General features: G+C 58.7%; 9 protein-coding genes and 1 pseudogene. 4 read left to right on the top strand and 6 right to left on the bottom strand.

What is annotated here, in order from left to right:
* Positions 1-30 precede the first annotated feature (30 nt).
* From OZX75_RS03505 to OZX75_RS03490, 4 genes are all read left to right on the top strand, one after another.
* Positions 31-3,771: a tetratricopeptide repeat protein gene (locus OZX75_RS03505; RefSeq protein WP_277146939.1), complete on the top strand. Its 3,741-nt coding sequence runs from the start codon at positions 31-33 to the stop codon at positions 3,769-3,771.
* A 122-nt stretch (positions 3,772-3,893) separates the two neighbouring features.
* Positions 3,894-6,740, top strand: coding sequence for an NAD-dependent DNA ligase LigA (gene ligA / locus OZX75_RS03500; RefSeq protein WP_277146937.1), 2,847 nt, complete (start codon positions 3,894-3,896; stop codon positions 6,738-6,740).
* Between the two features lie 136 nt (positions 6,741-6,876).
* Positions 6,877-8,001 carry an Mrp/NBP35 family ATP-binding protein gene (locus tag OZX75_RS03495; protein WP_277146935.1) on the top strand — a complete coding sequence of 375 codons (1,125 nt, stop codon included), beginning with the start codon at positions 6,877-6,879 and terminating at the stop codon, positions 7,999-8,001.
* Positions 8,002-8,171: 170 nt separating this feature from the next.
* Positions 8,172-8,876: a GrpB family protein gene (locus OZX75_RS03490; protein WP_277146933.1), complete on the top strand. Its 705-nt coding sequence runs from the start codon at positions 8,172-8,174 to the stop codon at positions 8,874-8,876.
* 131 nt (positions 8,877-9,007) lie between these two features.
* On the opposite strand, the gene OZX75_RS03485 is transcribed toward OZX75_RS03490, so the two are convergent.
* From OZX75_RS03485 to OZX75_RS03465, 6 genes and pseudogenes are all read right to left on the bottom strand, one after another.
* The gene (locus OZX75_RS03485; protein ID WP_277146931.1) at positions 9,008-9,748 is read right to left on the bottom strand and encodes a hypothetical protein; all 741 of its coding nucleotides are present in this window, start codon (positions 9,746-9,748) and stop codon (positions 9,008-9,010) included.
* A gap of 282 nt (positions 9,749-10,030) precedes the next feature.
* Positions 10,031-10,114: pseudogene (locus OZX75_RS08635) on the bottom strand (zinc-ribbon domain-containing protein); the annotation flags it as partial.
* A gap of 148 nt (positions 10,115-10,262) precedes the next feature.
* Positions 10,263-11,699: a type I glutamate--ammonia ligase gene (glnA, locus tag OZX75_RS03480; RefSeq protein WP_277146930.1), complete on the bottom strand. Its 1,437-nt coding sequence runs from the start codon at positions 11,697-11,699 to the stop codon at positions 10,263-10,265.
* A 176-nt stretch (positions 11,700-11,875) separates the two neighbouring features.
* On the bottom strand, positions 11,876-12,670 hold the full coding sequence (locus tag OZX75_RS03475; RefSeq protein WP_277146927.1) for a DUF4191 family protein: 795 nt from the start codon (positions 12,668-12,670) through the stop codon (positions 11,876-11,878).
* A 121-nt stretch (positions 12,671-12,791) separates the two neighbouring features.
* The gene (locus OZX75_RS03470; RefSeq protein WP_277146925.1) at positions 12,792-14,339 is read right to left on the bottom strand and encodes a dihydrolipoyl dehydrogenase family protein; all 1,548 of its coding nucleotides are present in this window, start codon (positions 14,337-14,339) and stop codon (positions 12,792-12,794) included.
* A gap of 154 nt (positions 14,340-14,493) precedes the next feature.
* Complete coding sequence (locus OZX75_RS03465) at positions 14,494-15,114, bottom strand: DUF3043 domain-containing protein (protein WP_277146923.1); 621 nt, start codon at positions 15,112-15,114, stop codon at positions 14,494-14,496.
* Between the last annotated feature and the right edge of the window lie 38 nt (positions 15,115-15,152).

Here is a 15,152-nt window from a genome sequence, read left to right as displayed (position 1 = left end):
ATGTCTGGCTGAATTGAAAGAATTGACGATATGTCCAATTTCACACAGCATTTGCATGATTTCGCCTCTTCTTCGCGTTTCGGTAGGCTCGTAGAAGGAGCCAGAGATATTGCGCATCGTGTGAATACGGTGGTTGGCAGCGGTGTTTCGCGCCACGATGTCGGCGCGGCTTCACCGGCTTCTTCATTTCATTCGAAAGCCGGCAACACGACCAACGCCATGATGCAGGGACTTTTCGACCGTGCCGTTGCGTTGGGACCGATGGTGAAGCGGCATGTTTTCGAGGATTTTGCGGATGTGCCTGACGGACTCTCGCTGGGTTGGGCGCAATTGCCGCAGCTTGACGGGCGTTTTTTCGCTCTGGGAGTCTTTCTTGCCTCGAATGAATTCTGTCAGGTCGCTTTGGTCGACGGCAAAGGCCGGGTGTTTTTGGGTGGAGACCCGCAAATGGACACCCACGATGTCGAGCCTGCGCTCGTTTTCGGCAAGGAAGGTGATTTTTCGCTTTCCAATGACAGCAGGATGCGAGGCGGCCAGAGCGGCAAACCATCCTCGAGGCGAGCAGCCGTCCGCCATACCGGTTTTGAGACGATGTCGGCGAATGATGTAGATCGGACTGCCAAAGCCCACGGCATCGACGTGGTGCAGGGCGGTATCGTCGGCCGTGATATGTTCGGCCAGATGGCCTGGCTCGCCTCCTGGCTTAAGCGAGGCAACCGCTATACGTTGGAACAGATGCGGTATCGTCTTCCGGAAAGCCTGCGCCTCGATCTGGAATACAGGGACGCGATGGCCGTTGCCTTTTTTGCCACTTACATGCTTCCGCAGTTGGACGGCCGGCTTATCGGTTTCGGCGCCGGCAACATCTTCCGCAGGCTCAACCGGGAAGCGCCGCTCGGCGCGATTCGCCGCAGCGTGCGTGACAGTCTGGAGGCCAGGACGCATGGGTTGCGCGTCTCCGGCCTCGAGGACTATTTCGCCGATCTGATGCGTGAATCCGGGGCCTTGAAGCCGTCTGCGGGGCTTGAGGCCGTACATGGTGCCGAACCGTTGCATCTTTATACTTCCAGCTATTCCGGCGCCTACTTCTTTACATGGGATGATTCGCTCAACTTGGCGCCGGCTCTTGAGGCGCTGAACATCGAAGGCAATCTCAACCGCTTTTCCGCGGTCAGCGTTTGGCTTGAACATAATGCTCATACCGGGGCATCGCCCATCGAAGATACGGTCACGCGTGCGCAGGCTGCCCAGATCGACCATGCGTTACTCGCTAATCCTGCTCTGATGGCGTTGAAGCCTTTGCCTAGTCAGGGTGTCGAACTGCGTGAGCCGAGTTCAGCCTCGTTGACCCGAATGATCGGGATAGCAGGTCAGACCGCAGACCGTATTGCAGCCGATATCGCAAGCACCGACGCTGCCGGCCACGGCGTTTCCTCCGCAAGGACTTCCGCTTCTGCCGGCCGTGGCGAATGGGTCTATCGCCAGGCGCTTTCCACGTTGCTGCGTGAGATCAGGGTGCCGTATCGTTTCGACACCGAATTCCGTTCAAATCTGGAACTCGGCAATGTGGCCGTTTCTTTCACCACGGCCGGACGCACCATGATGCCGGCCAGCAGGTATGACACGCAACGTCATGCTTGGGTGGCGTTGAGCGACAACGAGCGTACAGCGATGAGCGAACGCTACAATCTGCGGGTCGGTCTGCTGATCGCCGCCCTTTGCTTCGGCGTTGATGAGCGCATCCGGAATGTCTCCATCCGCATCGATTCGATGGGATTGCAAGAGGCGGTCGAACAGCAGGACTCGGCGATTTCCAAACTCATGGCTCAGGCTTTGGGTGCATTCGAACGTATGCCAAGCGGGGATGTGAGACGTGGTGGTTCGAAGGCCGATCCCAAGGACGGCGATATCCACGGCGATCCGTCCCAGGCCGGTGCGGTTGCGGCCGGTCACGAGTCCATGCCCTTCGCCTCCGCATCCTCCCAAGCCACAGACGACGATAGTATGAACAAGTCTTCAGATTCTCAACGTGATTCCGAAGGACAAGAACGTCCGGATTCGAACGGCGATAGTCGGGAAACGAACCCGGATAGCGCGAGCAAGTCCACAGAGTTTTCTGATTTTGCTCACAATCCGGGAAACAACAATGAGACGAGTGAGAACGACAGCACGAGCCACGATATCGCCGGACAGGACAGGGACAAGTCCAAGGACTCCGATTCCTCCACTCCTCGACATGTCGACGGTAACGCCAACGATGATGAAGCTCATGGCGACGAATCACATGGCGACGAACAGATTGATGCCGAATTTGTCGATCTGATGAAAGGGATCGACCTTGACAGCATTGCGATGTCGGTGCCGCAAGGTGATCAGCACGCCGATGACATGGCAGATGAAGCCGATGGTCCTGAGGGAGACGGTGGCAATGATCCGTTGGCGGTATTGCGCAGCGGCCCGACCGTGCACAATATGGCAACCGTGACCTTCACCCGTGAGGAATTCATGCGTGCGATCGCTTCCGACGGGCTAGAGCATCCTATCGAGACTTTCCGCCGGTTCGGTGCCTCGCTCAATATTGACGGTGCCATCCCTCGCAACGCCAATCCGCAATTCACTTTGCGAGACAAGCGTTTCTCTCCTTTGGGAAGCCAGGAGGAGCCGGAACTCGCCGATGTGAAGATCGACGGGGAGGCCAGCCGTGTGCTCGGCACAGACAACATCACCGGGCTTTCCATCCAACGCGCCGACCTGCTGCAGCGTGCGGTGAGCGATTTCCATAGGATCGCCGAAGATGCCGGCCTTCCCAGCGTTGCCAAGGCACAACAGGCGATGGCCGTGGTACAAGCCAATGGTGACCCGGAACTTGGAAAGCTCGCACCAAGCGTGAGCAGCGCGTTGATCGATGGAGTGGACACACCGGACCTTGATTTCAGTGTGGCCAAGGATCTGGATGCCGAACGCGTGAAGGCACGTGATCTGCTGTTCTCCGGTCAGGTCGAACAGGCCGTCGCAAGCCTTGAAGAGGCCGTCGAGAACGTGGATGCGCTGTATGCGCCAACCGGTGCCCCCCGTTATTTCAACTCCTACGCAGAACGCGTGGTCTATAACCGTCTTTTCGCCACCAGCGATGAAACCACCGTGCTCATTCCCGACAACCTGTTTTATGCCCACATGGAACTGGCCGACGTCCTGGCCCAACTGCAGGGTGCAAAAGCCGCGTTGCCGCACTTGAACGCCATGGTCTCCTACGCTCCGGCCTATCCGCTTTCACACATGCGCCTTGCGGTGCAGCTGGCGCGCGAAGAGGATTGGAATTCGGCGCGGGCGGCCTGCCTCAACGCGTTGCGCGTTTCGCTCGACCGTGACGATGCGGCGTACGCATACTATCGTCTGGCCTATGCGGAATGGATGCTCGGCGATTTCGACGTGGCCGCCGCCTGCTACATCATGTCGGAGCATATCTCACCCGGCAAAATCGCCTCGCTCGACGGTGAGCTTCAGGAATTGCTGGCACGCGCGCAATCGCAGTGCATTCTGGTGCCGGTTTCCTTCGAAGCCGCGCAACAGGTGCTTGCCTCCCACGACCTGCCGGTGTGGCCGCATACCGAAGTCGGCGACATCGTCCGCGACGCGGCTCGTGTCTGCGTCGACAAGGCGTTGTTCGTGCCCGCCCGCACCCTTTCGGTGGCTGCGGCGAGGATGGACGACAGCGCCGACGACGGCATGGACATGGCCCAGGCGCAGTTCCTGCGTTCGCTTAATGCATAGTCCGATCCAAGTCCTCGTGTTTTTCGCCCGCCTTTCCCGACTTCCCCGTACAATCGGACAGTGAGTGCTTGCGGCAGATATCGTCATGTTTTTCGTTGCCGTATGCGGATTGGATAGGTAAGATGGCCAGGTCGACGAAACCCGAAACGGGACAAGGCAACACGAAGGCAACGCCGCAGGGTGACCAGCTGGCCTGGGATTTCGGAAGCGGAGAGCCCAAAGTCACCGAGAATGCCGGTGCCGCGCAATACGCACCGGGTTCGTTGCCATGGATCGCCGCGTTGCAGCATACCGATGCCGATGCCGCCAGACTTGAGAGGCTTGATGTTTCCAAGCTCACCAGCGAGGCAGCCTCACGGCTCTGGGCGCGGGTGGCCGCATGGGTCGAAAGCGACCAGATAGCCTATTACATCGATTCCGATCCTGTTTCCTCCGATGCCGCCTATGATACTTTTCTGCGCTGTCTGCAGGCGCTCGAAGCCGATTTTCCTGCGTTGGACAATCCGCAATCGCCGACGCATCGCGTTGGCGGCACCTTCTCGAACGAATTTCCGGATGTCAAGCTGCCTTCGAAGATGCTCAGCCTCGATGATGTCTTTTCCATTGATGAGCTTAAGGAATGGTACGAAGGCGTGCTGAAGGCCCTCGAATGGCCGGAAGGCAAGCCGCTGCCGATGACCTGCGAGGTCAAGATCGACGGTCTCGCGCTCGACCTGCTCTACCGTGACGGCGTGCTCGAGCAGGGGCTGACCCGTGGCGACGGCACCACCGGCGAAGACATCACCACCAACGTGCGTACCATCGCCTCGATTCCACAGAACCTCAAAGGCAGCGCCCAGGATATTCCTCGTTTCGTGGAGATTCGTGGCGAGGTGTTCATGCGATGGGACGATTTCCGAGAACTGAACAAAGTGAACGAGGATGAAGGCAAAGCGCCGTTTGCGAACCCTCGCAACGCGGCTGCCGGCTCGTTGCGCCAGAAGGACCCGAGAATCACCGCGAGCCGGCACCTGAGCTTCTACGCGCATGGTCTTGGACTGCTGCAGTGGGCACCCGGTAGTGTCAATGTTGGGCACGACGCCGTCAACGATCAATCAGAGGCCTACGATCTCTATCAGAAATGGGGGATTCCGGTCTCTCCGCACAATCGTGAGATCACGAGTTTCGATCAGATTCTTGACATGATCGATTATTACGGCGAACATCGCGGCGACATCGAACATGCGCTCGACGGCATCGTGGTGAAGGTCGACGATCTGGCGTTGCAGCGCAGGCTTGGCGCCACCTCGCGCGCCCCGCGTTGGGCCATCGCCTACAAATACCCGCCCGAGGAGGTCAACACCAAGCTGCTCGACATCGTCGTGCAGGTCGGGCGCACCGGGCGCGTGACGCCGGTTGCGGTGCTGCAACCGGTGTATGTCGCCGGTTCGACCGTGGCCGCAGCGACCCTGCACAACCCTTCCGAGGTGCGTCACAAGAACGTGATGATCGGCGACACCGTCGTGGTGCGCAAGGCGGGCGACGTCATTCCCGAGATCGTCGGCCCCGTGCTCGAGCGGCGAAAGGGGCATGAGGACGAACTGCATGAGTTCGTCATGCCGGAATACTGCCCGTCCTGCGGCGCGAAACTGGCCCCGGCCAAGGAGGGTGACAAAGACATCCGTTGCCCGAACGTCGAAAGCTGCCCGGCGCAGTTCACCCAGCGGGTGATGAACCTGGCAAGCCGCAAGGCGCTGGACATCGAACATCTGGGCGAGCAGAGCGCCATCGCGCTGACCAATCCCGAGGAGAACAGGCCGGAGAGCGTGGCGACCTACGCGCCGGATCTGCGCGATATCGAGGTCGGGCCGGGTGAGGAGCCGGAGCCGTATGAGCCTGCTGCCGGACTGCGGTTGCCGGATAAGCAGCGACCGGTGCTCACCAGCGAAGCGGGGGTGTTTACTCTTACTGCCAATGATTTGAGAAATGTCGAGGTCTGGCGTGAATCCGCCATCATCGAGGTCAGCGAGCATATCGACGAACAAGGTCGCAAGCACAGGCGTCGCAAGAACCGTGGCGGCTCTGGGTTGTGGCATCGGGTTCCCGCGTTCTGGACGGCGCCGATCGACGCCAAGAAGGCGAAGTCCTCATCTGTAAAAGCAACCGATGGGAGCCGGACTTCCGCTGCAGGTGCCGAAGCGGCTGCCATGCAGATGGAGTCTTCGACGCGTACTGGTGATGTTCACAACGCTGCCGCACAGCCGGAAGGCCAGGTTTCGCAACAAACTCTGGCAGGATCTCAGTCGTCTTCACGTGAATATCCGGGCTATGACGTTCCCGCTGACGCTGTGGTTGTCGGTTCGAAGCGTCGCAAGACCAGAAGCGGCACGAGTGTGCAGCCGGTCTATGTTCGTCCCGGCGAAAACACCAAGAAAATGCTTGAGGAAATCGGCAAGGCGAAGCAGGCCGATCTCTGGCGCGTGTTGGTGGCGCTTTCCATCCGCCGTCTAGGCCCGCCGACCGCGCGTCTGATTGCCAACCGTTTCGGCTCGCTGGAGGCCATAGCCGACGCGAGCGTGGATGATCTGGTGGCCATTGACGGCATCGGCGAGGAGATCGCGGAATCCGTGGTCACGTGGTTCTCCAACGCCCGCAAACCGGGGGACTGGCGTGGCAGGATTCTCGAAGCGTGGAAGGCCGCCGGTGTCGGTCAAAGCGTCGAGGAGAACACGTTGGAGCAGACGCTCGCCGGCAAGACTGTCGTCGTCACCGGCTCGCTGGAAGGCTACAGCCGTGAATCGGCCAAGGAGGCCATCGTAGAGCGTGGTGGGAAGGCTGCCGGCTCGGTGAGCAAGAAAACCGACTATGTGGTGGTCGGCGCGAATGCCGGCTCCAAGGAAGCCAAAGCCGAGGAACTGGGTGTTCCCATGCTCGACGAGGCACAGTTCAAATCCCTGCTTGAAACCGGAGAGCCCGGAGACAAGAGCTGAGCAGTGACTGCCGTCATCGTCGGTAATCCAATGGCCGCAGAGAGTTCGCGCTATCGATATTACGTAATACGTATTAACTCTGGCGAGCCGTCTGCGAAAACGATACAGTGGAAGTCGAACGAAAAAGGAAGGCGCAATGACGGATAGCGGCACGATTGAACGGCAAATCGAACAGCGGATGTATGAGCGTCTCGGCCATGTCATCGATCCTGAACTGGGCCGTTCCGTCACTGATTTGGGTATGATTCCCGCGCTTGAGGCCGAAAAAAGCGAAGACGGTGAAAACTGCTACGACCTGACCGTCCACGTCGAGCTCACCGTGCCGGGCTGCCCGCTTTCCAAGACCATCAGCGAACGCATCATGCAGGCGGTGCGGTCCTATCCCGATGCAACGTTGACGCCGCATATCGAAATCGGTGCGATGAGTCGCGAGAAACTAGAAAAACTGGTGGGCGAGCTCAAGGCCGAGCGACGGCAGAACCCCTTCAACAAGCCTGGAACGAAGACGCGTATTTTCGCTGTCGCCTCCGGCAAAGGCGGTGTGGGCAAGTCCTCGGTTACCGCCAACCTCGCGGCCACCTTCTCGGCGCTCGGTTATGACACTGCCGCCATCGACGCGGATATCTACGGGTTCTCCCTGCCGGCTCTATTCGGCGTGCATACGCGTCCCACGGACCTGAACGGCATGTTGATGCCGGTGGTCGCATGGGGGGTCAAGATGATCTCGATCGGCATGTTCGCCGGAGCCGACCGTGCGATCCTCTGGCGTGGCCCGCGGCTGCAGCGTTCGCTCGAGCAGTTCCTCGCCGACGTGTGGTGGGGCAGTCCTGACGTGCTGTTGCTCGATCTGGCGCCAGGCACCGGCGACATGGCCATCTCCGTGGCGCAGGCATTGCCCAACGCCGAGCTGATTGTCGTCACCACTCCGCAGCCCAGCGCCTCGGATGTCGCCGTCCGTTCCGGTTTGGTCGCCCTTCAGGTGCCGATGAAAGTGCGTGGCGTGGTGGAGAACATGAGCTATTTCGACCACAAAGGCGAACGCCTGCGTATCTTCGGCGAAGGTGGTGGCCAACGTGTCTCCGACCAACTGACCGACGCGCTGGGCTACGACGTCCCTCTCCTGACCCAGCTGCCCTTCCAACCCGCGATCCGTGAAATCGACGATTCCGGCCGTCCGGCTGTTCTCAATTCTGATGGCTCTCTCGCCGATACTCCTGTTGCCGAGGCCTTTAAGTCGTTGGCAACCCGATTGATGAGGTAGGAGACTCACATTTTCCGTGTCCATCTATTCGGATGCTCCTTCGGCTGGAGACACGTCGCGTAAAATTGGAAGGTATCCGTAGTATTAAGGATTTTTGGCGGTAGCTTATGGCTTTATCAGGTTTGTTGTGATGAACGTTTGTGGATTACCGACTCGAGAAGGATGCGCTTATGACAGATATAACAAACAGTGGTATTGATGTTTGCGACGCACAGTCTTTTTCAGCCGCCTTTCGCAAGTCAATTACGACATTTGATGACGCTCCCGCCCCTCAAGGCATGTCGCCGTTTGTCTCCGGTACAGAGACGAGGCGTGATATTGCTGTTGTCCCTTACGATCCGTCCTGGCCAGAACGTTTTGACCGGTTGCGGGCAACAATCGTCGAAGCACTTGGCTTTAGGGTTCTTTCCATTGAGCATATCGGTTCAACCTCTGTTTCAGGTTTGGCCGCGAAACCGGTGATTGACATCGATCTTACCGTTGCGGATTCGGACAAAGAAGGCTCATACGTTCCCGCGCTTGAGCGGTCGGGGTTTCGGCTGGTCATCCGTGAGCCATGGTGGTACGGGCATCGCATGTTCCGCGGCGACAATCCGGCATGCAACCTGCACGTCTGGTCGCTCGGCTCGCCCGAGGCCATACGACATCTGCTGTTCCGTAATTGGCTGCGCATGAATGAAGCCGACCGTGATTGGTATGGTGAGACAAAATGCAAGGCTGCCGAGTATACGGCCAAGACCGGTGAATTGCCATCGGATTACAATCGGCGCAAGCAGGAGACGATTCGCAAGATATACAAGAGGGTCTTCGAAGCCGCTGGACTCGTCGATACGAGCAATAACAGATCCGACGGTTCGGATGTGGCTGAAGGCTGATCTTGGCGCTTGAATCTTGTCAATGGTAATCAGATACTTCAGTGTATTGCACTGATGAGCGGCAAGCGGTTTGCGGGTATTTGTAAATCGTCAGCACGTCGTGTCTTTGATCTGTTTTAGAGATCGGTCCATCAGCGGTTCGAAGGCATGTCGAAGATGATGGAAAGATCCTTGATGTCGTTGTCGTCTCCCAGATACGATTGGTTTTTCGTCACGCTCGGCGGCAGCGAGATCTTATATGATTTCTTCGCCGAGCTGCCTTCGCTCGACTGCCACGTCCCGTCGTACCAATCTTTCGAACCGTTGAGGTCCCACGCATATTTGATGCCGCCGTTGCTGCTCACCTTCGCCGACATGTCGTTGGCCTTGCCGTCTTCGGTGTAGTGGATCTCCCAATCGCCTTCGATGCCGCGGCGTGGGATGGTCAATGTCATCGGCACGTCGTCCCATTGCTGGCCGTTGTTGCCGGCAGCCTTGAAGTGATCCACGCTGTAGGTGACGCTGTCGCCGGTATAGTCTTTGACTGAGAAATGGCCGGTGCCGAGTTTTATTCCCATCATCGACATCGTCATTTTCCCGCTCTGCTCCACGTTAAGCGAGATGGCGTTGACGTCGTAGCCTTCGCCGTTGACGTGAATCGACCACGTTCCGGCAGGGGCCCCGGGCTTGCCGAAGCCGCCGGTCGGCGACGAACCTGCTCTGCCGAAGAACATGGTGGCCGCCACGATCAGTATCACTGCGACGAAAGCAATACAAAGAGCGATGGCGACGTTGCGGTGCGTTCCGGTTTTCCGGGCCGCGGGTACGGCCATGGGCTCGGTCAGCGGCTGGACGGGTGCGATGGCCGGAGCTGTTTGCAGGGGCTGCGACAACGACTGTGTTTGGGCCGGCGGCACTGCTGAGGTTTGCTTGTTTTCTGTACCATACCGAGGGCTTGCGGCTTCAATCATAGCCTTATCGGACGGACGCGGGGAATACGTCACGTGAGATTCACTTGGCATGACGGGCAGAGGAATGCCGGAGGCTGTTTGCTGTGACGCGGGCATAGGTGGAGCCGGGAAGGAGGCGGTAGTGGGGTCCGCCCGGAGTGCTGAAGGTAGCGGTGGGGCGGAAACGTTCGTATCGGCTTGCGGGTATGACGGGGCAGCCTTGGTTCCACAATGCAGACAGAATGATGCACCATCGTCAAGCGGCGTCCCGCAGTTCTTGCAAAATCTCAATTCTTCCTCTTCCCTCATTGGCAATATGACTCAAGAATATCGCCAAGGCTGGAATCCGTGTGGACGGTGTCGGCCGGAAACAGGATATCCCCGAAAAGCCTGGGCTTATCGGGGATATCATAGCGTTGACGCGAATGGCTCAGCGTCAAAGACGATCAAAAGGCAATCAGCAGTTGAAGTAGAGCTCGTACTCGAGCGGGGTAGGGGCCAGACGCTGCTGGTCGATCTCGTCGCGCTTGAGCTTGATCCAGGTCTCGATCAAGTCGGAGGTGAAGACGTCGCCCGCGGTCAGGAAGTCGTTGTCCTGCTCGAGCGCATCCATCGCTTCGCCCAGCGAGGCCGGAACATGCTTCATGTTGTCCAGCTCCTCTGGCGGCAGCTCGTAGATGTCCTTGTCGACCGGAGCCGGGGGCTCGATGTGGTTCAGGACGCCGTCCATGCCGGCCATCAGCTGGGCCGAGAAGGCGAGGAACGGGTTGCAGGAGGGATCGGGGACGCGGAACTCGATGCGCTTGGCCGCCGGGGCGGTGCCGGCGAACGGGATGCGGATGGCCGCCGAGCGGTTGCGGGCCGAGTAGACAAGGTTCGTCGGGGCTTCGTAGCCGGGCACCAGACGCTTGTAGGAGTTGAGCGACGGGTTGGTGAACGCGAGCACCGAAGAGGCGTGCTTAATGAGTCCTCCGATATACCAGCGGGCGATGTCGGAAAGGCCGCCGTAGCCGTTCTCATCGTAGAAGAGCGGCTTGCCGTCCTTCCAGAGCGACTGGTGGCAGTGCATGCCGGTGCCGTTGTCGCCGGCGATCGGCTTGGGCATGAAGGTCACGGCCTTGCCCGCCTCGAACGCGGTCTCGTGCACGACGTACTTGTACTTCTGCAGGTCATCGCCGGCGTGCTGCAGCGTGTTGAAGCGGTAGTTGATCTCCTGCTGGCCGGCGCCGCCGACCTCGTGGTGGCTGCGCTCGAGGATCAGGCCGACCTTCTGCAGATTGGCGACCATATCGTCGCGCAGGTCCTGGTTGTGGTCCTGCGGAGCGGGCGGGAAGTAGCCGCCCTTGACGCGGTTCTTGAAGCCGATGTTCGCCGAGCCATCGGCCTCGACTTCGGCGCCCGTGTTCCACGGGGCTTCGACGGAATCGACTTCGTAGAAGGAACGCTGCATCGTGTTCTCATAGCGTACGGAATCGAACAGGAAGAATTCGGCCTCAGGGGCGAAGCAGGCGGTGTCGGCCACGCCGGTGGACTTGATGTAGGCTTCGGCCTTGGCGGCGACCTGACGCGGATCGCGCGAATAGGGCTCCATGGTGATCGGGTCGACCACGGAGTGCGAGACAACGAGCGTCTTATGCTTGCGGAACGGGTCGAGGAACGCCGTGGAGACGTCGGGCACGAGCTTCATATCGGAGTTTTCGATGGCTTGGAAGCCGCGGATGGACGATCCGTCGAACGGCTCGCCGTCGGTGAAGGCGTCCTTGAGGAATTCGCTGGCCGGCACGGTGAAGTGCTGCTGGCCTCCCAAGAGGTCGGTGAAGCGCACGGAGATGTATTCGACACCTTCCGTATTGATGAGGGCTTCGAGGTCTTCCTTCGTTTCAAGTGCAGTCAATGGACCGCTCCTTTCGTTGTACTAACAAGTTTCAAGTGTAGAGTAATGAGTTTCGTCACGTCGCGCGTTCGGTTACGAATATGTTTCGTAAGGCGTTTTTCAATTGATATTCGTTTGAATTTCAGGGAAATCAAATATAAAAAATCCTCTCGCAATTTGGTCACGAGAGGATGGGGTCACCGGCCACGCATGGCCCGACGACTGATATGCTGCGGGCGTGTGGGGTCCATGCCCTTGGGGATGCCGAGTCCGCGCTTTTCCTGTAGGGTGCGCAAGCGTCCGTTGAGGGTTTCGAGCTCGTCCTTGGTAAGCACGAAGCGACGGCGTGGATGAATCTTGTTCATAAAAGCGAATTTGTGTTCGACGGGCTCATAGCTCTTGCACTTCAAGACGGTTTTACGCAGGTCCTTGAGCCGGACCTGGCCTTCCCCAGTACCCACCGAAATGGTGAAGACCGGGATATCGCTTCCGGCGGTCACGCCTTTGATGGACTGCTTCTGGCGTTCCAGCGGACGTTTCGTGCGGCTTTCGCTGCCTTCGGCCAACAGGTAGATGCCGTTGTATCCCGTTCCGCGCCAAATCGCCTCTTTGGTCTTCGGATCGATCCAGACCGGGGTCTGAGGGAAGTTATAGCCGGCCTTGTTGATGTTGCCGAGCACGCTGACGGCTGCTCCCGGCTGACCTTCCAGCTTGGCATAGCCGACCTTGTCCGCGCGGTTGGTCAGTGTCATGGTGAAGAGCAGCACACCTACCATCACCAGCAAGATGACCATGAATATCCAGGTGAGCCAGCTCCAGTGCATCAACAGACCGACGATGACCCCGACGACCACCGGCAGCAGGAAGGCGCCGGCAAGCAGCCAGGGGAGCGCCCTGTCTTCCGCGTGCGTGTACTTATAGATCTGGCGAATCTGATTGATGACCTTTGGGCCCTTTTTCTTGTCTTTTTTCGCCTTTTTCTCTTTGGCCATCGACTTCCTCACTTGTATTATCAGGCACGAACAAACTAAATCACGATTTTAGGGAGTGGTTGCGACGCAAAACATGCGGTCAGGTCATCTATGCGAAAACCTGTTGCGAATTCGTGGGGATTTATCTGGTGTGCAAGGGTCGTCCATCCGCTTTGAGCAGGACCTCGCCGAACGCCTCGCTGAAAGTGGGATGCGGGTGGATGAGACGTGCGGCGTCGCCGAGCGGCACGCGGTTGCCGACGAGCTGTTCGGCCTCGGCGATCAGGTCGCCCGCGTCCGGGGCGAGCATGTGGACTCCCAGGATTACCGGTGTATCGGGTCTGTCGTCATGCGACCCGGTGACCACAGACATCGAGCCGGGCTCGCCGCTCATGAGGATGCGCGCGTTGCCCATCATCGGGTAGACGGTCTCTTTGGGGTCATGGATATCAGGGTTGGCCTTTGCCTTTTCGAGCGTCAGCCCCACGCTGGCGAATTCCGGGGTCGAGAAGACGACAACGGGAACCGTGGCGTTGTCGACGGGCTTGGGATTGAGGCCGGCGATGGATTCGGCGATGACGATGCCCTGTTCGAAGGCGCGGTAGGCGAGGGCCGGGCCTTGCGTGATGTCGCCCACCGCCCAGATTCCGGGTTGGCTGGTGGCGCCATTGGCATCGGTGTTCACCAGATCATGCTCGTCCAGTTCGATGCCGGCGTCCTTGAACCAATCGGCATTCGTATTCGGATCGCGTCCGATGGCCGCCAACACGACGTCGGCCTGAACCTCGTGCTCGGTTCCGTTTTTGTCCTTGTCGCAGGCGTAGCTGACTGTTGCCTCTGATCCGTTCGGTGCGTTTTTGACATCGGTGAGGTGGCTGTGGGTGACGATGTGCACTCCGTTTCGGGCCAGTGCCCGCGTCAGTGCCATCGACGTGCGGTGGTGCATATGGGAGAGCACGCGTTCGTGACGAATCAGCATGGTCACGTCGACGCCCGCCGCGTTCCACATCGAAGCGAATTCCACCGCTACGGCCCCGGCGCCGACTATGACGGCGGACTTGGGGAATCGAGGCAGATCGAGCGCCTGGGTCGAGTCGATTATCCGGCCTGCAAAAGGATGGTCCGGCAACGGCCTTGGACGTGAGCCGGTGGCTATCACGATGTTGTCAGCGTTGATCTCGAAGGAAGAAGAGCTGTCTGGACTATCCGGGTTGTTCGAGTTGTTGACGGATTGAGCGTCGTTTTTCGAAGTGCGTTCCGGCACTGTAGCATCGTCGGCGCTGCGATTGTCGGTATTCGCTACATCAGTGGTTACTCTGACACGATGATTCTCGACGATTGAGGCCTCGCCTTTGACGACGTTCACTTTTCTGGCGGCAAGCAGTGAGGCGAGTCCGTCGGTCATCGTCTTCACGGCATTGTCCTTGAAGGCTGCGAGTTTCGCGAAATCGATGCTGTCGATACTCGCGTCGATCCCCATACGCTTCGCGTCACTGACATTGTGAATCGCCCGCGTCGCGGTGATCAGTGCTTTGGAGGGGATACACCCGCGATTGAGACAGGTGCCGCCGAGCCGTTCTTCGCGATTGACCAGGATGACCGAAAGCCCCAGTTCGCTGGCTCGCAGTGCCGTGGCGTATCCGCCAGGACCCCCGCCGATGACGGCGATGTCGATATGTGTATTCTGCATGTTCGCTCCAAAATCTTATCAACGCCAATACTAACCGGCAGTTAAGGAAAACGCAGGTACTGATTGTGCCCAGAGACACAAAATGCCTTCGCACGCAATCCTATGAAAGCGTACAAAGGCATTTTTCTTGGGGCAACGATTCAGCGTGTCCGGCTTACTTCGGCCAATTGCCGCGTTTTTTGGACGTCGGCTTGGGGATACGCCAACGGCGGAGCTGAAGGGCGCGGCCCCAGGCGTAGGAACCCATGCGCGTGCCTTTGGCCACGGATTTTTCGCCGAACTTCTCGATCAGCTTCTGCTTGAGCTTGTGCCACATCAGGAAGATGTCGATGACCGAGACAATCAGATAGACGTAGGACAGCATCAGTATCGGCATGTAAAGCTCCGGCCACTTGACGGCGATGATAATGCCGAAAATCATGACGCCGAAAATCACCGGAATGAAGTATTCGGCGAGATTGAACCGGGCATCGACGTAATCGCGCACATAGATATGCGCCGGGTCGCGTTCCAGACGTGGCATATGGGCCACATCTCCGTTGCGCATCGCATCGTACTGTTCGTCTTCCCTTTTTCTGATACGCTCTTTGGCGGCCTTACGGTCGGCCTTGCGGTTCTTGGGAACGAGAGGGTGGAGGTTGCGTTTCTCGGCGACCTTGCGCTTTGGTGTGGGATGACCTTTGCTTTCCTGTTCCTCAGGTTCGTTCACTGCGGAATCGACGGATTTCTGTGCCGTTTCCTTGTCTTTGTCCTTGCTGAAGGGATTCCATGTCATTCTCTCGAGATTACGGGCAAGCCTCGACTCTCGAATCG

The organism is Bifidobacterium sp. ESL0800 (assembly GCF_029395355.1).
Taxonomy (GTDB): domain Bacteria; phylum Actinomycetota; class Actinomycetes; order Actinomycetales; family Bifidobacteriaceae; genus Bifidobacterium.
The sequence above is the reverse complement of the archived record's forward strand: the minus strand, read 5'-3'. Positions and strand labels throughout refer to the sequence as shown.